Below are 21,335 nucleotides of genomic sequence, written 5' to 3' on the forward strand. Positions count from 1 at the left end.
CCGGCCGTTCAAATCATTTCAAACTGGTTCATATCGTTCCAGGGAATCGTTCCAACGAGAGGTACACGTGTCATCCAGGCTTGAGGCCGAGCATCTCTACAAGGTGTTCGGGAGACGACCGGGCGAGGCCGTGGAGCGGCTCCGGCAGGGGGCCGACCGCGAGGAGCTGCGCGCCGACGGCGCGACCGCCGCGGTGATCGACGCGTCCTTCACGGTGGAGCCGGGCCAGATCTTCGTCGTCATGGGCCTGTCCGGATCCGGCAAGTCCACGCTGCTGCGCATGCTCAACGGACTTCTGGAGCCGACCGCCGGACAGGTGCGCTTCGACGGCCAGGACCTGACCGCGCTCAGCGCCCGTGAACTGCGCGAGGTCCGCTCCAAGAAGATCAGCATGGTCTTCCAGCACTTCGCGCTCTTCCCGCACCGCAGCGTCCTGGAGAACGCCGCGTACGGCCTGGAGGTCCAGGGCGTGCCGAGCGCCGAGCGCAAGGAGCGCGCCACCAGGGCCCTGGAGCTGGCAGGACTCGCCGGCTGGGAGAAGTCCTGGCCCGACGAGCTGTCGGGCGGGATGCAGCAGCGTGTGGGTCTCGCCCGGGCGCTCGCCACCGACGCCGACCTGCTGCTGATGGACGAGTCCTTCAGCGCGCTCGACCCGCTGATCCGGCGCGACATGCAGGACCAGCTGATCGAACTCCAGAAGAAGCTCAAGAAGACCATCGTCTTCATCACGCACGACCTCAACGAGGCGATGCGCCTGGGCGACCGGATCGCCGTCATGCGCGACGGCCGCATCGTGCAGACCGGCAGTGCCGAGGACATCCTGGTGCGCCCCGCCAACGACTACGTCGCCTCCTTCACCCAGGACGTCGACCGCTCCCGCGTCCTGACCGCGGACGCCGTCATGGACACGGACGTCCGCGGCGACGAGGCGGACTGCGCCTGCGAGACCGCCACACCCGACACCTCCTTCGTGGACCTCTGCGCCATCAGCGCCCGCCTCACGCACCCCGTCGCGGTGCTCGACGAGCGGCGCGAACTCGTTGGTGTCGTCCCCCGGCAGCGCCTCGTCGCCTTCCTCGGCGACGAGCGGGAGACCCCCGCAGGCTGCGCCAGCCCTCGGAACGAGGCGGTGAAGGCCGGTGCCTAGGATCCCCTTCGGCGACTGGGTCAACAGCGCCGTCGACTGGCTGCTGGGCCACATGGCCTGGCTCTTCGACTTCTTCAAGACGGTCTTCCAGGGCACGTACGACGGCATCGACGCCGTCCTTCAGGCTCCCGAGCCGCTGCTCCTCGCGGGCGTCTTCGCCGTCATCGCGTTCTGGCTGCGCGGCACCTCCGCCGGTGTCCTCGCCTTCGTGGGCTTCGCCTTCATCGACTCCCTCGAACTGTGGGAGGACGCGATGGTGACCCTCTCGCTCGTCCTCGTGGCGACCCTCATCGCGCTGGTCGTCTCCGTGCCCGTGGGCATCTGGGCGGCGCGCTCCGACCGGGTCAGCGGGATCGTCCGGCCGGTCCTCGACTTCATGCAGACGCTGCCCGCGATGATCTACCTCATCCCGGCCATCCTGTTCTTCGGCACGGGTGCCCCGGCGGGCATCGTGGCCACCCTGATCTTCGCGCTGGCACCCGGCGTCCGCATGACCGAGCTGGGCATCCGCCAGGTCGACAAGGAGCTCGTCGAAGCCGCCGAGGCGTTCGGCACCACACCCCGCGACACCCTGCTGCGCATCCAGCTGCCGCTCGCGCTGCCCACCGTCATGGCCGGCGTCAACCAGGTCATCATGCTGGGCCTGTCCATGGCCGCCATCGCGGGCATGGTCGGCACCGGCGGCCTCGGCGGCGACGTCAACGAGGCCATCGGCCAGCTGAACGTCGGCCTCGGCTCCGAAGCCGGCGTCGCCATCGTCATCCTGGCCATCTACCTCGACCGCATGACCAGCGCCCTGGGCACCCAGGTCTCCCCGCTCGGCCGCCGCGCCGCCGCCAGACTGCGCGCCGCGCAGGGCCTGAAGATCTGGTCCTACCGCCCCCGGCCCGCCGTGGCCATGGCGGGCGTCGTCGTGCTCGCCCTTGTCGCGGGCGGCATGGGCATCTTCGGCGGCACGAACGCGACGTCCACCGCGGCCGACGGCGCGAACGTCGGCCAGGGCAAGAAGGTCACCATCGGCTACATCCCGTGGGACGAGGGCGTCGCCTCCACCTTCCTGTGGAAGGAGGTCCTGGAGGAACGCGGTTTCCAGGTCGACACCAGGCAGTTCGACGCGGGCCCGCTGTACACCTCCCTCGCCCAGGGCGACATCGACTTCCAGACGGACTCCTGGCTGCCGACCACGCACGAGCAGTACTGGAAGAAGTACGGCAGCAAACTCGACGACCTGGGCTCCTGGTACGGCCCCACCTCGCTGGAGCTGAGCGTGCCCGCGTACATGAAGGGCATCGACTCCCTGGACGACCTCAAGGGCCAGGCGTCCAAGTTCGGCGGCAAGATCACCGGCATCGAGCCCAGCGCCGGAATGATGAGCCTGCTCAAGAGCAAGGTGCTCAAGGAGTACGGCCTCGACAAGGAGTACAAGGTCGTCGACAGCTCCACGCCCGCCATGCTGGCCGAGCTGAAGCGCGCGTACGCCAAGCAGGAGCCCGTCGTCGTCACCCTCTGGTCGCCGCACTGGGCGTACAGCGACTACAAGCTGAAGAAGCTCAAGGACCCCAAGGGCGCCTGGGGCAAGGGCGACGGAGTACACACGCTCGCCCGCAAGGGCTTCGCCCAGGACAACCCGGTCGTCGGACAGTGGCTCAAGAACTTCAAGATGACCGAGAAGCAGCTCACCGGCCTTGAGGCGGAGATCAACAAGGCGGGCAAGGGCAAGCAGCAGGACGCCGTGCGCGCCTGGCTGAAGAAGAACCCCGGCGTCGTCGAGAAGCTCGCCCCGGTCAAGAGCACCGCCACCAGTGCCGAGGCCAAGCGTCCGCTGGACGTCGCCTGGTTCCCCTGGGACGAGGACGTCGCCGTCACCTACCTGTGGAAGAACGTCCTCGCCCGGCGCGGCTACACGCTCAACCTCAAGCAGATGGACGTCGGCCCCGTCTACACGGGACTGGCCTCCGGCGACCTCGACCTCAACTTCGACGCGTGGCTGCCGTACGCCCAGTCCAACTACTGGGACCAGCACAAGGACGACCTGAAGGACCTCGGCACCTGGTACCAGCCGACCTCCCTGGAGATCGCCGTGCCCTCGTACGTGAAGGACGTCAAGTCCCTCGCGGACCTCAAGGGCAAGGGCAGCACCTTCGACGGGAAGATCATCGGTATCGAGCCGGGTACCGGCGAGATGAACCTCCTCAAGAAGAAGGTGCTGCCGGGCTACGGCCTGGACAAGGAGTACAAGGTCGTCGACGGCTCCACGCCCGCGATGCTCGCCGAGCTGAAGCGCGCGTACGCCAAGAAGCAGCCGGTCGCCGTCGTTCTGTGGTCCCCGCACTGGGCCTACAGCGAGTACAAGCTCACCAAGCTCGCCGACGACAAGAAGCTGTTCGGCGAGGGCAACACGATCCGGACCATCTCCAGCAAGAAGTTCCCGAGCCAGTATCCGCAGCTCACCAAGTGGATCAAGAACTTCAGGATGAGCGAGGCCGAACTCGGCAGCCTGGAGAGCGAGATCAAGCAGCGCGGGCAGGGGCACGAGGAGGACGCCGTCGCCGCGTGGCTGAAGGAGCACCCGGACATGGTGGAGCGGATGACTCCGCAGTAGGCCGCGGTCATCCGTGATCGTCCCCGGTGGTCCACCGGGGGCTCGCGCCGAGGGGTGGCCTTCGTCGTACGGGGCCCGTGTCCCGTGTGGCGAAGCCCATCCCTCGCGGCATTCACGGGGCCCGCGATTCCTCCGTACGCTCGGCTCTCCTCTTCCGCTCGTTCCTGTGAGACCTCCGTGCGATCCCTGTTCCGGCTCGGCCCCCTCGTCGCGGTGGCGCTGCTGATCGCCGTGCTCCCGGGCGCGAGCGCGGAACCCGCGTCCCTGGCGACGGCGCGCTTCGCGGAACTCGCCGGCGACGTGCGCGACGCCGACGGATACGTGTACGGCCTGCGGGACACCTCCGGCCGCACCATGGACGCCGCGCAGATCACCCAGGCGGCGGACGGCACCTATCTCGCCGTCTACCACACGACCCTCGGCGACGGCCGGTTCCACGCCGCGGTCGCCACCTCCACGGATCTGCGCACCTGGACCCGCCGCCACGACTTCGGCGCGGGCACCAGCCAGCCCGCACTCGCGGCCGACGACACCGGTGGCTACGTACTGGCGTATGAGAAGGATCCGGACAACCACATCGCCGTACGCGGCTACGCCGATCCGGCCGCCCTGCTGGCCGGGGAGGCGGCCCACGCGTACGACGCGCCGCGCACCCTCTCGCGCTGCGCCGAGGGCACGCCGGACATCACCTCCGTGCACGACGGCACGGTCGAACTCACCGGCCACTACCGGGCGGAGTGCGACACGGACCGCCAACTCCGGGCCACCCTCACGGACTTCACGACCTGGCAGGCCGAGCCCGACCGGCGCCTGGACCGCGCCCTGGAGTCCTGGGGGACCGGCGGCAACATAGGCGACCGCTCGCTCCTGCGACTCGGGGGCCGGAAGCTGGTACTGATAGAGGGTCAGCGGTGGCGTGGGGACTTCGGGAGCTGGCGGACGTACGCCTACGATCCCGCGACCGGACGGGCCGACCGGCTGACCCTGCGCACTCACGGCGGCAGCCGGGCTTTCGCCAATCCCTCGGCGACTTGGCTCACCGATCCGGACGGGCATCCGGCCCTGCTGGTCAGCCTTTTCGTGCCGCGCGAGGGCGCGGCGCCGGGGGAGTCGGGACAGCTCGTGTATTGGCGAGAACTGTGACCCTCGCACTCCCTCGATGTGACAGCGATGTGACGGGTGCATGAAACGGTTTGCCGAACATGCGTAGGGTGCAAACAACTCTTCAGAGGTAGTGGACCGAAGAGACCGAAGAACCAGCGGACCGACTACGCAAGGGAGGCAGCCGGAGCGATGGGCGACCACAAAGAACAGCCCCTTCGGGTGGGCGCGGCCGTCCGGCGGCGGCGCCGGGCACTGGAGCTCACGCTCGCCGTCGTGGCCGAGCGCAGCGGCCTGTCGGTCCCCTTTCTCAGCCAGGTCGAGAACGAGCGGGCCCGGCCCAGCAAGAGCTCCCTGGAGAGAGTCGCCGACGCCCTCGGCACCACCGCCGTGGAACTGCTCGCCGCGGCCGACCCGGCGTGCAGCGTCGACGTCGTGCGCGCCGACGCCGGTGCCGAGTTCACCCCCGAAGCCCAAGTGCGCCCCCTGGTGCGCGGTCACCACCAGCTGCACGCCACCGAGTTCACCGGTGACCACGACGAGGGGCGCGAACTCCAGCACCGCAACGACAAGTTGATGTACGTCGCCGACGGCGCCGTCGAGGTCGAGGCGGAGGGCCGCGCCCATCGGCTCGGGCGCGGCGACACGCTGTATCTGACGGGCGGTGTACGCCATCGGTGGCGGGCGACCGTCCCGGACACCCGGGTCATCGTGGTCGAGGTCGCCGACCACATCGACGCGGTGGAGGACCGGCACGGCTTCGGCAGACGCTGACCGTTGCCCGGGTGACGGGCACACTTTTGGGTGGCGCTGACCCTTCCGTGGCGGATCCATGTCAGGGGGCACTGCGATACTGACGCCATGTCCGGTACCTCCGGTTATGCCTTCGACAACACCTCCGAGCTCGCCGGCGGGCGCTTCGACGCCCTGGAGACCTGCTACGACCCGGTGACCTTCGCCCGCCTCGCCGACCTGGGCGTCGGTCCCGGGATGCGCTGCCTGGAGCTGGGCGGAGGCGGCGGCTCCGTCGCCGGCTGGCTCGCCGACCGGGTCGGCCCGACCGGCTCCGTCCTCGTCACCGACCTCGAACCACGCTGGATGGACGGCCTCCCCGGACGCGCCAACCTGCGCGTCGTACGGCACGACATCGGCGCGGAAGAGCTCCCGGAGGGCGACTTCGACCTGATCCACGCCCGGCTCGTGCTGCTCCACGTGCCCGAACGCGGGGCGGCCCTCGACCGGCTGGTGCGGGCGCTGCGCCCCGGCGGTCTGCTCGTCCTTGACGAGTTCGACTGCGGCTGGATCCCCGTGCTCGCGTCCCCCTCGCCCGAGTCGGCCGCACTGTTCGAGAGGATGCACGACGCGGTGATGGGCATCATCACGGCGGCCGGCGCCGACATGCGCTGGGGCGCGCATGCCTACGCGGCGCTGTGCCGGGCGGGTCTGACCGAGGTGGCGTCCGCCACGTACGCCGAGTCCTGGCGCGGCGGCTCGTCCGGCACCCGTCTGCACCAGGTCAACATCCGCCAGTTGGCCGGCCGCCTGGTCGAGAAGGGCCTGACCGAGGAGCAGCTGGCCGACTGCATGCGGCTCCTCGACGACCCCGACTTCGCCGTCAACTCCTATCCGCTGATCACGACTTGGGGCGTACGGCCGTGACACGCGCCGTACCGCGAGCCGCACCGCGTGTCGTCTCGCTCGTGCCCTCACTCACCGAGGCCGTGGCCGTCTCCGTCCCCGGGGCCCTGGTCGGCGCGACGGACTGGTGCAGCCATCCCGCGGACCTCGATGTCGTACGGATCGGGGGCACCAAGAATCCCGGGGTCGACCGGATCGTGCGGCTCGCGCCCGATCTGGTCGTCGCCAACGAGGAGGAGAACCGCGAGCCCGATCTGACCGCCCTGCGGGAGGCGGGAATCGAGGTGCTGGTCACCGAGGTGCGGGATGTGCCGGGAGCCTTCCGCGAGCTGGCGCGGGTGCTGGACGCGTGCGGCGCGGGCAGCCGGCCGCGCTGGCTCGACGAGGCGGAGACGGCGTGGTCGGAGCTGCCCGCTCCCGACCGCCGCACGACCGCGATCGTGCCGGTCTGGCGGCGGCCCTGGATGGTCCTGGGCCGGGACACCTTCGCCGGGGACGTGCTGGCCCGGCTGGGCGTGGACAACGTGTACGCGCACCACGAGGACCGCTACCCCCGCATCCCGCTCCCCGAACTCAGGGCCACGGCCCCGGACCTCGTCGTCCTGCCCGACGAGCCGTACCGCTTCACCGCCGACGACGGACCCGAAGCCTTCGAGGGCATGCCCTGCGCGCTCGTCGACGGCCGCCGACTCACCTGGTACGGGCCGTCGTTGGCGCAAGCGCCCCGGGTGCTCGGCGAGGCGCTGCGAGCAGCGCATCGCTGGATGTAGGCGACGTCAGTTCATCGAGAGCCGAGGTGGCCGGTACATCCACACCTACCTGGAGCCGGAGACCTCGGCTTGGAAGCGCGGGCGCGTACGTCTGCCCGAGCTCATCCGGCCAGCCGGCTACGTGGTTGCCGCGCGGAAGAGGTCCAGGAGGGCCTGGGCCGGCGGGGTGTCCACGTCGAAGAACTGCGTGGCCAGCGCGGCTGGCACTGCCGTTCCGTGCATGCGGACCTCGTGGCAACTGAAACAGAACGCCGCCTCGAATAGCGCCAGGTCGAGAGAGTCCTCGTACGCTCGGACACTCCAGCCTGGCGAGAAGCCGCAGCGGTGCTGTTGGCTGCCGGGCAGGTTCTCGATCAAAGTCAGGGCTTTGGCGGCCTCGCTCCCGGTCCAGTGGGCGACCGCCCTGCCGGGGTAGGGCGCACCCTTCTTGGCCGGCAGGGCGGAGATCCTCACGACCTCGATCAGCACGGTGGACGCGACGGCGTCGGGAGGGAGCTGCATGTGCACAGTCTGCTCTTCTTGCCGGCGGCCGGCTGAGGCATGCCGAGACCTGGTCAGAGCGCAGCCCAGGCTTGCCGTTCCCCGTGGTTCCCGGCTGCGACCCGCTGGAACCGGCGCGGTGTTCTTGACCGTCAGAGGCAGCAACTTCTCGCCGGCCGGGCCGATTTGTATGGCTTGTGTCGATCAGTGGCGGAGGCGCGCCGTGTTCCCGTAGATGCGCAGGATGCAGTCCCTGAAGCAGCCCAGCGGCGCGCCCCCGTCCGAGGGGTGCAGGGTCAGTTCCAGATCCATCAGGGGGCGGATGGCCTCCGCGTTCCTACTCCCGTCGGGGTCAGGTCCTTGTACGGCCGCCCACGCCTCGAACGGCGCCCTGACGGCCTCCCAACCCGGTCCGGGCACGAAGTGGCACAAGTACGTCGGCTGGTCGATCCCGTACTGGCGGAGCTCACCGATCCGAACGTCTCCGCGCATGAGCCACCACGTCCTAGTCACCCTGTCCCCTCCCGATCTCCGGCCCCGGAAGCACGGCTTGACCTGGATCAAGCCCTCGTTCCGCTCAGGGGGAGCGGCCAGCCGTAGGAACGGTGACTTGATCCATGCCAAGCCGTGCTCACAGACCTCTGCATCGACGTCGGTCACTCACCAATCAGGAGGCTCTGCCGCTCTCAGCACAGGCTCTCGTTCCGGATTGTGCAGTACGTCCACGGCTTGCGGGGGAGATCCTCCAAGGCCGTGTGCGCCGACCCTGGTCGCGCGACCGCATCTGGGTTATCCGTGTGGGCTGTTGCTACGGTGCCTCTCCGCTGACACCGACCGCTGGAGAGTAGATGTCTTCCGAATCCGCCCCTTCAACCGACGTCCTGGGCAGCGCTCAACGGGCTCTGGCCGCTGCTCAGTGGGGGGACCATGATGCGAAGGCAAGGCTCGATGAGCTACGGGGGCCACTCGCTGCGCTGGCGGAGGCGGGCGATCTGGAAGCGCGAAGCCTCTTGGGTGGCGTCGCGCTGGAGTACGACGAAGACGCTGTGACGGCGTTGCTGCATTTCACACTCGCGGCTGAGCAGGGCCATCCTGCCGGGCAGCGCGGTCTGGGCCACTTGTTGGCGACAGGCCGCGGTACGCAGCGCGACCCGCAGCGTGCGGAGCGGCTCTTCACCTTGGCGGCCGAGGCAGGTGACAGCCACGCCATGTTCAACCTGGCGATGATGCACCTCATGGACACGGCGACTGATCATATGAGCCCGCAGGCAGTGATGACGTTGCTGATGACAGCAGCGGAGCAGGACGTGCCGGAGGCTGCCGGCGTACTCGGCGAGTGGTTCAGCGAGCTCGGCCGTGAGGTTGACGCACTGACCTGGTACGAGCGGGCGGCAGAGGGCGGACATGGGCCTTCGATGTTCGCCACCGCTGTCCGCTACCGGGACGCGGTCGGTACGGACAGAGACGCGGTTCGCTCACTGACCTGGTTCTTGATGATGCTCCACGTCGGCAACGGAGACGGCATACATGAGTCGCACCAGCTCGTCTCAGACATGAGCGACCAACAGATCAGAGATGCGGCACGTCGGGCCCATTCACCTGAGTGGGCGGAAGCGTTGATCAATTCGCGGCACCAATAGCCGCGACAACACGTTGAGGGCAGGTGAAGGCTGGAGACGCGACGCAAGAGGTTACTTTCATCGAGGCGCTGCGAGCAGCTCACCACTGAGCAGGCCGCGTGCCGTGCGGAAGGCGGCCACGGACCAGGCGGCCACCAGCAGCACGTACAGGGCGACCGCCAGCCCGTCGAAGGCGACCAGGCCGGTGTGCCGGGCCAGCCCCTCGGCGCCGGTCACACAGGTCCCCACCGGGAACGTGAACGCCCACCAGGTCATCGCGAAACCCATGCCCCGGCGGCGGGCCCGCAGCACCATCGCGGTGGCCAGCCCCAGCCAGAGCAGCGCGAAGCCCATCACGGGGACGCCATAGAGGACGGTGAGCATGCCGAACCCCTGGTCGTACGGGGCGGGCACCACGCCCGGCGCGAAGTCCGCGAACTTGCCGACGGCGGTGGTCGATTGGCCCAGCGGGCCGAGCACGAGGAACAGGGTCGGGGTGAGCGCGAGCGGCAGCGGCCCCCCGGTGATGAGCCGGGCGAAGATCACCGGCAGCATCACGAAGGTGGCCAGCAGGCTCAGTCCGAACATCGCGACACAGGCAAGGAGGAGAGTCTCCTGGGCCTGTCCGGAAGGCAGATGGGGGACGAGGAGGGGGCCGAGGGCGGCCGAGACCATGGGCGCGACGAGCGGGAGCAGCCAGACCGGTGTCGCCTGGCCGGGCTCGATCCGATGGCGTACGACCATGAGGTACGGCACGGCCACGGCGGCGACGAGCCCGACGACCGTACCGGCGGTGAACAGGACGGCGTCCAGGGCGACGGCCGCCCCGGTTCCGATCCAGTCCTGGCCCACGACCAGGGCGCCGCCGCCGACGGCCAGCAGGGCCATGGAGAGGCAGCCGTAGAAGGGGGCCATGGCCGGGTCGAGGAGGTGGGCGCGGGCCTGGTCGCGGTGGTGCGTCCAGTGCAGCGCGCGGGCGGCGAGCAGGGTCACGAGCACCGCGAGTGAGAGCGCCCATACGGCGGTGCAGACGGTTCGCAGGCCCGGAACGTCCCCGGGGAGTCCGGCGCCCGCCGTGGCCACGATCGCGGTGCCCATCACCGAGGCGTACCAGTTGGGGCCGAGGTGCCGGACGGCGACGGCGCGAGGGGTTCCCGAGGTGCGGGGGGTTCCGGCCTTGCGGAGGGTGAGGGGCTGGGCTGCGGTGACCATGTCCCCACGGTCGCGTGGCGCCGCGCTCCCCACCAGGGAGTGTCGTTCTATGGGGGCATAAGCTGGGTTTATGGGCAACGCGGAAGGGCCGACCGGAGCAGAGGCGGCTGGGACTGGGGCGACCGGGAGCAGAGGCGGGGAGTCGTCCGCGGTCGGGATCGCGCACCGGGTGCCGGACCTGGGGGCGATGGAGCTGTTGCTGGCCGTGGCGCGCCTCGGGAGTCTGGGGCGGGCCGCGCGCGAACTGGGGATCACCCAGCCGGCGGCCAGCAGCCGGATCCGCTCCATGGAACGGCAGCTGGGAGTGGCCCTCGTCGACCGGTCGCCGCGCGGGTCGCGGCTCACCGACGCGGGGGCGCTGGTCACGGACTGGGCGCGGCGGGTGGTGGAGGCGGCCGAGGCGTTCGACGCGGGGGCGCAGGCGTTGCGGGACCGGCGGGACTCGCGGCTTCGGGTCGCCGCGAGCATGACCATCGCCGAGTATCTGCTCCCGGGCTGGCTGATCGCGTTGCGCGCGCAGCGGCCCGACACGGCGGTGTCGCTGCTCGCCGGGAACTCGGCCGTCGTCGCGGAACGGCTCCTCGCCGGTGAGGCGGATCTGGGCTTCGTCGAGGGGTTGTCGGTTCCGGCGGGTCTGGACTCGACGGTGATCGCCCACGACCGGCTGATCGTGGTGACGTCACCCGGACATCGCTGGGCGCGTCGCCGGGCGCCCCTGTCCGCCGCCGAGCTGGCGGCTACGCCGCTCATCCTCCGGGAGGAGGGGTCGGGTACGCGTCAGGTCCTCGACACCGCGCTGGGTGGCCTTGCCCGGCCTCTCATCGAGCTCTCCTCGACCACGGCGGTCAAGGCCTCCGCGGTCAGTGGCGCCGGGCCCGCCGTCCTGAGCGAGCTGGCACTCGGCGAGGAACTCTCGGCCCACCGTCTGGTGAACATCCCCCTCGCCGACGTCCAACTCGCCCGCTCCCTCCGCGCCGTCTGGCCAACGGGCCATCGCCCCACGGGCCCGGCCCGAGACCTACTGTCGCTGACGCGGGGCATGTAGCCGAGGCCGGGTGTTTTCGCCCCCGCCGCCCCTACCCGTCCCATCCTTGGGGGCTGCGCCCCCAGACCCCCCTAAAAGACTGCGCAGTTCCCCGCGCCCCTTAAGGGGCGCGGGGAACTGCGCGACCAGCCCCCACCCACCCGCACCCGACACACAACCGAACGGGGTCTGGTGCGGAGCCCCAGGAACGGGATGGGACGGGTAGGGGCGGCGGGGGCGAGAAACCGGTGGTCTGGCTTACGCAGACTCGATCAGGGCCCGCATGACGCGCAGGTCCTCGCCCGCCTCCGGATGCCATTGGACCCCCAACACCCACGAGGAGCCGGGGAGTTCGATCGCCTCCACCGTCCCGTCCGCCGCATGGGCCGAGGCCCGCAGGCCATCGCCGAGACGCTCCACCGCCTGATGGTGGTACGTGGGCACGGCGGTCACCTCCGGGACGACACCGGCGTACAGGCTTCCCGGCACGGGCGTCACCTCGTGGTGCCCGAAGACACCGGCATCCTTCACATGCCCGTCGATGTGCTGGACGAGCGTGCCGCCCAGGGCGACGTTGAGGAGTTGCAGGCCCCGGCAGATCCCGAGCAGCGGCGTGCCGGAGGCCAACGCGGCCCGGATCAGGGCGAGTTCCCAGACGTCACGCTCGGGCGCGGCCGGCCCCGTACGCGGGGAACGCTCGGCGCCGTAGCGGACGGGGTCGACGTCGGGGCCGCCCGCGACGACCACCCCGTCGAGGCGGGCGACGGTCGCGGCCGCCTGTGCCGGGTCGTCCGGCGGCAGCATCACGGCGAGCCCGCCCGCCCGCTGCACGAGCCGCGGATAACCGGCCGGCAGCAGCGCCGCCTCCAGCTCCCACACCCCCCAGCGCGCCCCGGACTCCAGATACGTACTCACACCGATCAGCGGCCTGCCCACGCTGTCTCCCTCACTTGTCGGACATCAATGGAACAGGCTTATACCTTTGCGTGGCCGGTCCCGCGGAAGCAAGGTCCCGTCACGTCAGGAACCCCCGCAGCAGCGCCGCCGTTCCCGCACAGTGCTCCCGCATCATCTCCCGCGCCCCGTCCGCGTCCCCGTCGAGCACCGCCTCGACCAGCGCGGTGTGCTGCCGCTGGGAATGCTCCAGGTTCCGTACCAAAAGGGGGATGCAGTCGAGGAGGTCGTTGACGGAGGCACGGACGGCCGCGTACTGGGCCGTCAGCGACGGGGAGCCGCACAGTTCCGCGAGGGTGAGGTGGAGCATCGTGTCCAGGCGCCGGTAGTCGGCCAGCGGCGCGTCGTGGGTGCGGGCGAGCGCCTCACGCAGCCGGTCGGCCTGGTCGTCGTCGAGCCCGTGTGCGGCGCACAGTCCCGCCGCGCCCACCTCCAGCACCTCGCGGAAGCGCAGCACGTCCTCGATGTCGACCTCGGCGACCCGCCGCCGCAGCTCCTGCTCGCCGGGCGCGTCGGTCCTCGGCACCACGAAGGTCCCGCCGTACCTGCCGCGCCGCGACTCGACCAGGCCCTGGTCCTGGAGCACCTTCAGCACCTCGCGCAGCGTCACCCGGCTGATCCCGAGCCGCTCCGCCAACTCCCGCTCGGCGGGCAGCCGTTCGCCGCCCGGCACCAGGCCGAGCCGGACGACCTGGAGGATCTGCTCCAGGGCTTCCTCGAAACCGTTGCCCGCCCGCACCGGGCGCAGCACCGGCGTCAGCCCGTCGCCCAAGCTTCCCGGACCGCTCCCCGGACCGCTCGCCGGACCACTGTCAGGACCCGCCTGCGTCATCTGGTCGTGCCCCCTTCCCAAGCAATGGTTCTCGGCAATACCTTATGGCTCTCGGCTGACCCAAGGAGGCTTTTCCGGTGGCAGACCGCACACCCCCGCTCGCCGTCGAGGAGCTGCACGCCCTCGTCGCGGGCGGCGAGATCGACACGGTAGTCCTGGCCTTCCCCGATATGCAGGGGCGGCTCCAGGGCAAACGGTTCGCCGCGCGCTTCTTCCTCGACGAGGTCCTGGAGCACGGTACGGAGGGCTGCAACTACCTCCTCGCCGTCGACACCGAGATGAACACCGTCGACGGGTACGACATGTCCTCCTGGGACCGGGGTTACGGCGACTTTGCCATGCACCCGGATCTCAGCACCCTACGGCTCGTCCCGTGGAACGAGGGCACCGCCCTGCTCATCGCCGACCTGGCCTGGAACGACGGCTCCCCGGTCGTGGCCGCGCCCCGCCAGATCCTGCGCCGCCAGCTCGACCGCCTCGCCGAACTCGGCTACACCGCCCAGGTCGGCACCGAGCTCGAATTCATCGTCTTCAAGGACACGTACGAGCAGGCCTGGGACGCCCATTACCGAGGGCTGACCCCTGCCAATCAGTACAACATCGACTACTCGGTGCTCGGGACCGGGCGCATCGAGCCCCTCCTGCGCCGCATCCGCAACGACATGCAGGCCGCGGGGCTGACCGTCGAGTCCGCCAAGGGCGAGTGCAACCCCGGCCAGCACGAGATCGCCTTCAAGTACGACGAGGCCCTCGTCACCTGCGACCAGCACGCCATCTACAAGACCGGCGCCAAGGAGATCGCCTCCCAGGAGGGCGTCTCGCTCACCTTCATGGCGAAGTACAACGAGCGCGAGGGCAACTCCTGTCACATCCACCTCTCGCTCACCGACGCGGACGGCACGAATGTGATGGCCGGCTCCGCACAGGACCCCGGCGGCATGTCGGACGTCATGCGGCACTTCCTCGCCGGACAGCTGGCGGCCCTGCGCGACTTCTCGCTCCTCTACGCGCCCAACATCAACTCGTACAAGCGCTTCCAGCCCGGCTCCTTCGCGCCGACCGCCGTCGCCTGGGGGTACGACAACCGCACCTGCTCCCTCCGCGTCGTCGGCCACGGCCGCTCGATGCGCTTCGAGAACCGGCTGCCCGGCGGTGACGTCAATCCGCACCTGGCCGTCGCCGGACTCGTCGCGGCCGGTCTGTACGGCATCGAGCAGAAGCTGGAGCTGCCGGAGCCGTGCGCGGGCAACGCGTACACCGCCGAGTACGAGCACGTGCCCACCACCCTGCGCGAGGCCGCCGAGCTCTGGGAGAACAGCCCCATCGCCAAGGCCGCCTTCGGCGACGAGGTGGTCGCGCACTACCGCAACATGGCACGCGTCGAGCTGGACGCCTTCGACGCCGCGGTGACCGACTGGGAGCTGCGCCGCTCCTTCGAACGCATGTGAGGCCCTTCTTGTCCGAGCAGTCCCAGCAGGCCGAGCGGTACGGGCTGTCCGACCCGTACGAGCTTCCCGTACTCAACCCCGCGACCGAAGAAGTCATCGCCACGGTGCCGGGCGCCACCGCGCAGGACGTGGACGCCGCCGTCGTACGGGCGACGAAGGCGCAGTCCGCATGGGCGGCCCTGGCTCCCGGCGACCGCGCCCGGCTGCTGCGCCGCTTCGCCGTCGCCGTCGACGACCACCTCGAAGAACTGGCCCGCCTTGAGGTCCGCGAGGCCGGTCACACCCTCGGCAACGCCCGCTGGGAGGCGGGCAACGTCCGTGATCTGCTCGACTACGCGGCCGGGGGAGTGGAGCGGCTCACCGGCCGCCAGATCCCGGTCCCGGGCGGCCTCGACGTGACGATCCTCGAACCGCTCGGGGTCGTGGGCGTCATCGCGCCCTGGAACTTCCCCATGCCCATCGCGGCCTGGGGCACCGCCCCCGCGCTCGCGGCCGGCAACGCGGTCATCCTCAAGCCCGCCGAGACGACCCCCCTGACGGCCCTGCGACTGGCCGAACTCGCCCTGGCGGCGGGCCTTCCCGAGCACCTCTTCCAAGTGCTGCCGGGCGCGGGACCCGTCGCGGGCAACGCCCTGGTCGAGCACCCGGGGGTGGCGAAAATCGTCTTCACCGGGTCAACGACCGTGGGCAAACAGGTGTTGGCGAAGGGCTCGGCCCTCCTCAAGCGCGTCACCCTCGAACTCGGCGGCAAGAGCCCCAACATCGTCTTCGCCGACGCCGACATCGAGGCCGCCGCGGCCGCCGCCCCCATGTCCTTCCTCGACAACTCCGGCCAGGACTGCTGCGCCCGCACCCGCATCCTCGTCCAGCGCTCCGTGTACGACCGTTTCCTCGGACTCCTCGCCCCCGCCGTCGAATCCGTCGTCGTCGGCGACCCGTCCGACGAGCAGACGCAGATGGGCCCGCTGATCTCCCGGGCGCAGCTGGAGCGCGTACGGTCGTACGTCGACGCCGACGCGCCCGGCATCCGCGGCAAGGCGCCCGAAGGCCCCGGCTTCTGGTTCCCGCCGACCGTCCTCACCGAGGTCGAGCCCCACGCGCGCGTGGCCGTCGAAGAGGTCTTCGGCCCCGTCGCCGTGGTCCTGCCCTTCGAGGACGAGGCCGACGCGATCCGCCTCGCCAACGCCACCGACTACGGCCTCTCCGGCTCCATCTGGACCCGCGACGTGGGCCGGGCGCTGCGCGTCTCGGGAGCCGTCCGCGCCGGGAACCTGTCCGTCAACTCCCACTCCAGCGTCCGCTACTGGACCCCCTTCGGCGGCTTCAAGCAGTCGGGGATCGGCCGCGAACTCGGCCCGGACGCGCTCACCGCCTTCACCGAAACCAAGAACGTCTTCATCAGCACGGAGGGCCCCGCACAGTGACCGAAGCCACCGAGGGAAACATCTGCCGCCGTCTCGTCGGCCGTACCGCCGTCATCACCGGCGCCGGCAGCGGCATCGGCCTCGCCACCGCGCGCCGGCTCGCCTCCGAGGGCGCCCATGTCGTCTGCGGCGACGTGGACGAGCAGCGCGGCAAGGCGGCCGCCGAGGAGATCGGCGGGATCTTCGTCAAGGTCGACGTCACCGACCCCGAGCAGGTCGAGGCGCTCTTCAAGACGGCGTACGACACCTACGGTTCCGTCGACATCGCCTTCAACAACGCGGGCATCTCGCCGCCCGACGACGACTCCATCCTGGAGACGGGCCTGGAGGCCTGGAAGCGCGTCCAGGAGGTCAACCTCACCTCCGTCTACCTGTGCTGCAAGGCCGCGATCCCCTACATGCGGCGCCAGGGCAAGGGCTCCATCATCAACACGGCGTCCTTCGTGGCCCGGATGGGCGCGGCGACCTCGCAGATCTCGTACACGGCCTCCAAGGGCGGCGTCCTGGCCATGTCCCGCGAACTGGGCGTCCAGTTCGCCCGCGAGGGCATCCGGGTCAACGCCCTGTGCCCCGGGCCGGTGAACACCCCGCTCCTCCAGGAGCTGTTCGCCAAGGACCCGGAGCGGGCCGCGCGGCGGCTCGTGCACATCCCGGTCGGGCGGTTCGCCGAGGCGAACGAGATCGCCGCGGCGGTCGCGTTCCTCGCCAGCGACGACTCCTCCTTCGTCAACGCCACCGACTTCCTGGTGGACGGCGGAATCTCGGGCGCGTACGTCACGCCCCTGTAGATCACCTCGGTGTATGTACGTCCCATGCGATGCCGATCCGTTTTCGCGTGGACCCTGGTCGCGGCCGCCGCCCTGGCGGCCGCACCGGCCGAGGCCGCACCGCCGGTCAGCCCGGTCAGCCTGGTCAGCCCGGACTGCCCCCGACTGTCCGGGAGTTGGTACGGCGACAACCGCGCCCACCTCCAGCAGGTGATCGATGAACGGGGCACCTGCGCCGGGCACGTCGGCCTGGGCCGGCGGCCGGTCGCCGCCTTCGACTGGGACAACACGGTCACCAAGAACGACGTCACCGACGCCACCCTCGCCTGGGCCCTCAAACACGACAAGATCCTGCGCCCGGCGGACTGGCAGGCCACCAGCGAATGGCTCACCGACGGGGCGAACACCGCCCTCACCGCCGCCTGCGGCACCGGCGTACCCGTGGGCGCGCCCCTGCCGACCGCCACGAACACCCGCTGCACCGACGAGATCTTCGAGATCCGCGAGGACGGGCGGACCATGAGCGGCGCCGCCGCCTTCGCCGGCGACTGGAACCACCGGCGCACCGTCCCGCAGTACGCCTGGGTGCCCCAGCTGTTCGCCGGACACACGACCGCCGAGCTGACCTCGTACGCCCGACAGGCACGGAAGGCGGCCCTCGCGGCGCCCGTCGGCTCGACGCAGACCCTCGGCACCCACACGATCCCGGCGTACGTCCGCTACTACGACCAGCAGCGCGATCTGATCCGTACGCTCCAAAGAGCCGGATTCGACGTCTACATCGTCTCGGCGGGATCCGAACCCGTCACCGAGGTCTGGTCGCGCGGCGTCGGCGTCGACGCCCGGCACACGATCGCGATCCGCTCCGTCCTCGACCGGCGCGGGCGGATCACCACCTGGAACCAGGGCTGCGGCGACGTACCGGCGAGCCGGGGCGAGGCCATCCCGTACATCGACGGGAAGCGCTGCTGGATCAACCAGGAGATCTACGGAGTGCGCGGCGCCACCGCCTGGCAGAAGCAGGACCGGCGCCACCGCACCGCGATCGCGGGCGGCGACGCCGACACCGACGTCACGTTCGTCGGCGACGCCACCGGCGCGCACCTCGTCCTCAACCGCAACAAGAACGAACTCATGTGCCGGGCGTACGACGACGCCGACGGCCGCTGGGTGATCAACCCGATGTTCATCGAGCCGCTGCCGCGCAGGCGGGATCCCTACCCGTGCTCGACCACCGCGTACAACGAGCCTGACGGGACCAAAGGCCCGGTACTGAGGGAGGACGGTTCGGTCGTGCCCGACCGGGCGGACACCGTGTACTGATCTTCGGGGCTCGTCCTAGAGTTTGGGGATGAGCATGACGCCTCCGCCCGGCTGGTACCGCGATCCGTCGTACCCGCTCGTCGAGCGCTGGTGGGACGGGACCGCGTGGACCGACCACCGGCGCCAGCCCGAGGCGCCCCAACTGCCGTTGACGCAGCCGGAGTCCCCCGGAGGGGGCGGTTCCGGCCGCGCCAAGGCCGTCGCGCTCTCCGTGGCCGGAGTCGTCCTCGTCGCCTCGATCGTCACGGGCGCCGTCCTGCTCCGCCGGGACGACGGCGGCGGCGACGCGGCGGCGACGACGACCGAGACGACGACCGCGACGACCGCGGTGTCCCCCACCGCGAGCGACACCCCGTCGCCCTCGGCGTCCACCTCCGCACCCTCGCCGGACGACCCGTCCGTCGTCGTGGACGAGCTCAACGGCATCACGTTGCCGCTGCTCGACGGCTGGGTCAGACCCCAGTACGTCGCCGAGCACGACATCGTGATGACGACTCCGGGCACGTACGACTGCCCGGGCGACCCCGGCCTCTGCCGGCACGGCCGGGTCATCTCGCGCACGGTCACGGGGAACGACGAGAAGTCCCCGAAGGCCCTCGCCCAGCAGGACATCGAGGACGCCGCGAAGAGCTCGTACGACCGCGACCTCATCGACAACCGCCCCTTCAAGGGCATCACGTCCCACCAGGAGGTGAAGTCGGGCCAGGTCGCCGTCGCCGGACGTGCCGGGTACTTCGTGCGGTGGAAGGTCAAAACCCGGGTGGGGCCCGGCGGTTACGTCGAATCGCTGGCCTTTCCGTCCAGCGTGGGCTCGGAGTCGCTCGTCATCGTCCGCTTCGCCTTCGACGCGGGACCCGACGGCCCGCCGCTCACCGACATGGACAGGATCACCAAGGGGATCCGGCCGGTGGGCGACGCGGACACGGGTGGGGGCGTGGGCAGCAGCATCGGCCCGTCGAAGTGAACCGGGTCACAAGGAGGAAGTGAACCGGATCACAGGCAAGTGGACCGGGTCACAGGAAGGTGTGGCCCTCGCCGCGATACGTCGGGACCGTGGCCGTCACCGCATCGCCCTCCACCAGATGCAGCGTGTCGAACCGCTCGCACAGTTCGCCGGCCTTGGCGTGCCGGAACCACACCTTGTCGCCGATGAGCAGATCGTCGGCCGGGGAGCCGAGCAGCGGTGTCTGCACCTCGCCGGGGCCCTCCTGAGGGTCGTACTTCAGCCCCTCCGGGAGGTACGGGACCGGCAGCCGGTCGCGGCCCGGAGCGCCCGAGGCCGGGTAACCGCCGCCGAGGACCGTCACGATCCCGACGCCCGGCCGGCGGACGACGGGCTGGGCGAACAGCGCGGCGGGGCGCCCGGTGAACGAGGTGTAGTTGTCGAAGAGCCTCGGCACATAGAGCCCGGAGCCGGCCGCGATCTCGGTGACCGCGTCCTCGGCGGCCGTGTGCTGGACGCTGCCGGTGCCGCCGCCGTTGACGAACTCGAGGTCGGGCTCCACGGCCCGTACGGCGCGGACGACGTCGGCCCGCCGCTGGGCGAGCTCCTTGCGGGCGGTGGCCTGCATCAGCCGGACGGCACGCGAGCGCAGGGGCCTTCCCTCGACCGAGTCCCCGACGCCGGCGATATGACCCTCGTAGGCCATGATCCCGACGAGCTTGAACCCCGGCCGCCGGACGACGGCGCGGGCCATGTCGGCGACCTGGCTGGGGGAGTGCAGCGGCGAACGGAGGGCGCCGACGCGGACCCGCCCGCCGAGCAGCTTGAGGGAGGTGTCCAACTCCAGGCAGACGCGCACGACTTCGGTGCCGCCCTGCCGGGCCTCGTCGATGAGACGGAGCTGGGCCGGGTCGTCGACCATGACGGTCACGGCGGCGGCGAGCTTGGGGTCGCTGGTCAGCTCGGCGTAGCCCTTGCGGTCCGCCGAGGGATAGGCGAGCAGTACGTCGTCGAAGCCGGACCTCGCCAGCCACAGGGACTCGGCGAGGGTGAAGGACATGATTCCCGCGAAGCCGTCCCGGTCCAGGACACGTTCGAGCAGGGTGCGGCAGCGGACGGACTTGCTGGCGACACGGATCGGCTTGCCGCCGGCCCGGCGGACGAGATCGTCCGCGTTCGCGTCGAAGGCCTCCAGGTCCACGATCGCGACGGGGGCGTCGAGGTGAGCGGTGGCCCGGTCGTAACGGGCCCGGTCTGCGGCGCGGGCAGTCATGACCGAAGCCTGCCAGACTCGATTACCGCAGGGTAGGGGGACGTTCCGGGCAGATGCCCCGGGGCCCCGGACTGGTTCCCTCCGGGCCAGGGTCAACCCGTAGAGTGACGCGCACGCAGGGAGGAACGACCTTGTCCCGACGGGCTCTGCCCGGGGTGACGGTCCACCGGTGCGGGTATGCGTGCCCGTGGCGGTTTCCCTTCCGCACCTGTGAAACGGCCCCGCCGAGCTCCGCGGCGGTCCGACAGCCCGGTACGAGGAAACGGGGGGTCCATGAGCACGGAAGCGCGCCGCGCCTCCATCCCCCCGCGTCCGTCGACTCCGCCCGGTTCTTCGGCATCGTCTTCTTCGACTCCGCCCGGTTCCTCGACTCCAGCCGGTTCTTCGACTCCGTCCGGTTCGCCGACTTCGTCCGGTTCCTCGGCTCCGTCCGGTTCGCCGACTTCGTCCGGTTCCTCGGCTCCGTCCCGTTCGCGGACTCCGTCCGGCCCGGCGGACCAGGCCGGTCCCATGCCTCCGTCCAGTCCTCCTACGTCTCCGCCCGGCCCGGCGACCCCACCTCGCCCGGAGCGGCCTCCGACGTCGGGAGAGTCGTTCGTGCCGGACGGGACCGACTCTCGGGGAGAGCCCGCGTCGCGAGGCGAAGCCGCAGGGTGGGCTGAGACCGCGGGGCGCGAGGTCCCGTCGCCGGGACAGACCTCGTCGCGGGAAGCGACCGCGGCGCGGGCAGAGTCACTGGCGCCGCCCCGCCCGACGACCCCGCCGACCCGCAGCCCCG

General features: G+C 70.6%; 20 protein-coding genes. 14 read left to right on the forward strand and 6 right to left on the reverse strand.

Annotation, left to right across the window (positions count from 1 at the left end; all coding sequences use genetic code 11):
* Positions 1-67 precede the first annotated feature (67 nt).
* The 6 genes from OIC96_RS38955 (at position 68) to OIC96_RS38980 (ending at position 7,258) form a co-directional block, all read left to right on the forward strand.
* Positions 68-1,147 (forward strand): quaternary amine ABC transporter ATP-binding protein, encoded by a 1,080-nt coding sequence (locus OIC96_RS38955; protein WP_330303315.1) that lies wholly within the window; start codon positions 68-70, stop codon positions 1,145-1,147.
* A complete protein-coding gene (locus OIC96_RS38960; RefSeq protein ID WP_330303314.1) occupies positions 1,140-3,749 on the forward strand; it encodes an ABC transporter permease/substrate binding protein in 2,610 nt (869 codons plus the stop codon). Before OIC96_RS38955 ends, OIC96_RS38960 begins: the two co-directional genes overlap by 8 nt.
* A 177-nt stretch (positions 3,750-3,926) precedes the next feature.
* Entirely contained in the window at positions 3,927-4,892 is a 966-nt protein-coding gene (locus OIC96_RS38965; RefSeq protein ID WP_330303313.1) for a hypothetical protein, read from the forward strand.
* A 150-nt stretch (positions 4,893-5,042) separates the two neighbouring features.
* A complete protein-coding gene (locus OIC96_RS38970) occupies positions 5,043-5,624 on the forward strand; it encodes a helix-turn-helix domain-containing protein (protein ID WP_330303312.1) in 582 nt (193 codons plus the stop codon).
* An 87-nt stretch (positions 5,625-5,711) separates the two neighbouring features.
* The gene (locus OIC96_RS38975) at positions 5,712-6,509 is read left to right on the forward strand and encodes a class I SAM-dependent methyltransferase (protein ID WP_330303311.1); all 798 of its coding nucleotides are present in this window, start codon (positions 5,712-5,714) and stop codon (positions 6,507-6,509) included.
* 41 nt (positions 6,510-6,550) lie between these two features.
* Positions 6,551-7,258 carry a helical backbone metal receptor gene (locus tag OIC96_RS38980; RefSeq protein ID WP_330303310.1) on the forward strand — a complete coding sequence of 236 codons (708 nt, stop codon included), beginning with the start codon at positions 6,551-6,553 and terminating at the stop codon, positions 7,256-7,258.
* 117 nt (positions 7,259-7,375) lie between these two features.
* On the opposite strand, the gene OIC96_RS38985 is transcribed toward OIC96_RS38980, so the two are convergent.
* Both OIC96_RS38985 and OIC96_RS38990 read right to left on the reverse strand, forming a co-directional pair.
* Positions 7,376-7,759 (reverse strand): hypothetical protein, encoded by a 384-nt coding sequence (locus OIC96_RS38985; protein ID WP_330303309.1) that lies wholly within the window; start codon positions 7,757-7,759, stop codon positions 7,376-7,378.
* A gap of 183 nt (positions 7,760-7,942) precedes the next feature.
* Positions 7,943-8,230 (reverse strand): hypothetical protein, encoded by a 288-nt coding sequence (locus OIC96_RS38990; RefSeq protein WP_330303308.1) that lies wholly within the window; start codon positions 8,228-8,230, stop codon positions 7,943-7,945.
* A gap of 356 nt (positions 8,231-8,586) precedes the next feature.
* On the opposite strand from OIC96_RS38990, the gene OIC96_RS38995 reads away from it, so the two are divergent.
* Positions 8,587-9,378, forward strand: a complete 792-nt coding sequence (locus OIC96_RS38995) for a tetratricopeptide repeat protein (RefSeq protein ID WP_330303307.1) — start codon at positions 8,587-8,589, stop codon at positions 9,376-9,378.
* 57 nt (positions 9,379-9,435) lie between these two features.
* Here OIC96_RS38995 and OIC96_RS39000 read toward each other — a convergent pair whose 3' ends face one another.
* Positions 9,436-10,569, reverse strand: coding sequence for a TDT family transporter (locus OIC96_RS39000; protein WP_330303306.1), 1,134 nt, complete (start codon positions 10,567-10,569; stop codon positions 9,436-9,438).
* Positions 10,570-10,756: 187 nt separating this feature from the next.
* On the opposite strand from OIC96_RS39000, the gene OIC96_RS39005 reads away from it, so the two are divergent.
* Positions 10,757-11,614, forward strand: a complete 858-nt coding sequence (locus tag OIC96_RS39005; protein ID WP_330310028.1) for a LysR family transcriptional regulator — start codon at positions 10,757-10,759, stop codon at positions 11,612-11,614.
* Positions 11,615-11,851: 237 nt separating this feature from the next.
* Here the strand turns inward: OIC96_RS39005 and OIC96_RS39010 are convergent, their stop codons facing one another.
* Both OIC96_RS39010 and OIC96_RS39015 read right to left on the reverse strand, forming a co-directional pair.
* On the reverse strand, positions 11,852-12,529 hold the full coding sequence (locus tag OIC96_RS39010) for a gamma-glutamyl-gamma-aminobutyrate hydrolase family protein (RefSeq protein WP_330303305.1): 678 nt from the start codon (positions 12,527-12,529) through the stop codon (positions 11,852-11,854).
* Between the two features lie 79 nt (positions 12,530-12,608).
* Positions 12,609-13,379: a FadR/GntR family transcriptional regulator gene (locus OIC96_RS39015; protein WP_330303304.1), complete on the reverse strand. Its 771-nt coding sequence runs from the start codon at positions 13,377-13,379 to the stop codon at positions 12,609-12,611.
* A 77-nt stretch (positions 13,380-13,456) separates the two neighbouring features.
* Here OIC96_RS39015 and OIC96_RS39020 point away from each other — a divergent pair, with 77 nt between their 5' ends.
* The 5 genes from OIC96_RS39020 to OIC96_RS39040 are packed head-to-tail and all read left to right on the forward strand — an operon-like array spanning position 13,457 to position 19,305.
* Positions 13,457-14,827: a glutamine synthetase family protein gene (locus tag OIC96_RS39020; protein ID WP_330303303.1), complete on the forward strand. Its 1,371-nt coding sequence runs from the start codon at positions 13,457-13,459 to the stop codon at positions 14,825-14,827.
* A gap of 8 nt (positions 14,828-14,835) precedes the next feature.
* On the forward strand, positions 14,836-16,251 hold the full coding sequence (locus OIC96_RS39025; protein ID WP_330303302.1) for an aldehyde dehydrogenase family protein: 1,416 nt from the start codon (positions 14,836-14,838) through the stop codon (positions 16,249-16,251).
* Positions 16,248-17,039, forward strand: a complete 792-nt coding sequence (locus tag OIC96_RS39030) for a 3-oxoacyl-ACP reductase (RefSeq protein WP_327427396.1) — start codon at positions 16,248-16,250, stop codon at positions 17,037-17,039. Before OIC96_RS39025 ends, OIC96_RS39030 begins: the two co-directional genes overlap by 4 nt.
* Before the next feature lie 24 nt (positions 17,040-17,063).
* Positions 17,064-18,341 carry a haloacid dehalogenase-like hydrolase gene (locus OIC96_RS39035; RefSeq protein WP_330303301.1) on the forward strand — a complete coding sequence of 426 codons (1,278 nt, stop codon included), beginning with the start codon at positions 17,064-17,066 and terminating at the stop codon, positions 18,339-18,341.
* 28 nt (positions 18,342-18,369) lie between these two features.
* On the forward strand, positions 18,370-19,305 hold the full coding sequence (locus OIC96_RS39040) for a DUF2510 domain-containing protein (RefSeq protein WP_330303300.1): 936 nt from the start codon (positions 18,370-18,372) through the stop codon (positions 19,303-19,305).
* A gap of 49 nt (positions 19,306-19,354) precedes the next feature.
* On the opposite strand, the gene OIC96_RS39045 is transcribed toward OIC96_RS39040, so the two are convergent.
* On the reverse strand, positions 19,355-20,557 hold the full coding sequence (locus OIC96_RS39045) for an amino acid deaminase/aldolase (RefSeq protein ID WP_330303299.1): 1,203 nt from the start codon (positions 20,555-20,557) through the stop codon (positions 19,355-19,357).
* A gap of 131 nt (positions 20,558-20,688) precedes the next feature.
* On the opposite strand from OIC96_RS39045, the gene OIC96_RS39050 reads away from it, so the two are divergent.
* Positions 20,689-21,219, forward strand: coding sequence for a hypothetical protein (locus OIC96_RS39050; protein WP_330303298.1), 531 nt, complete (start codon positions 20,689-20,691; stop codon positions 21,217-21,219).
* Positions 21,220-21,335 lie beyond the last annotated feature (116 nt).

Origin of the sequence: Streptomyces sp. NBC_00775 (assembly GCF_036347135.1) — a bacterium.
GTDB lineage: Bacteria > Actinomycetota > Actinomycetes > Streptomycetales > Streptomycetaceae > Streptomyces > Streptomyces lutosisoli.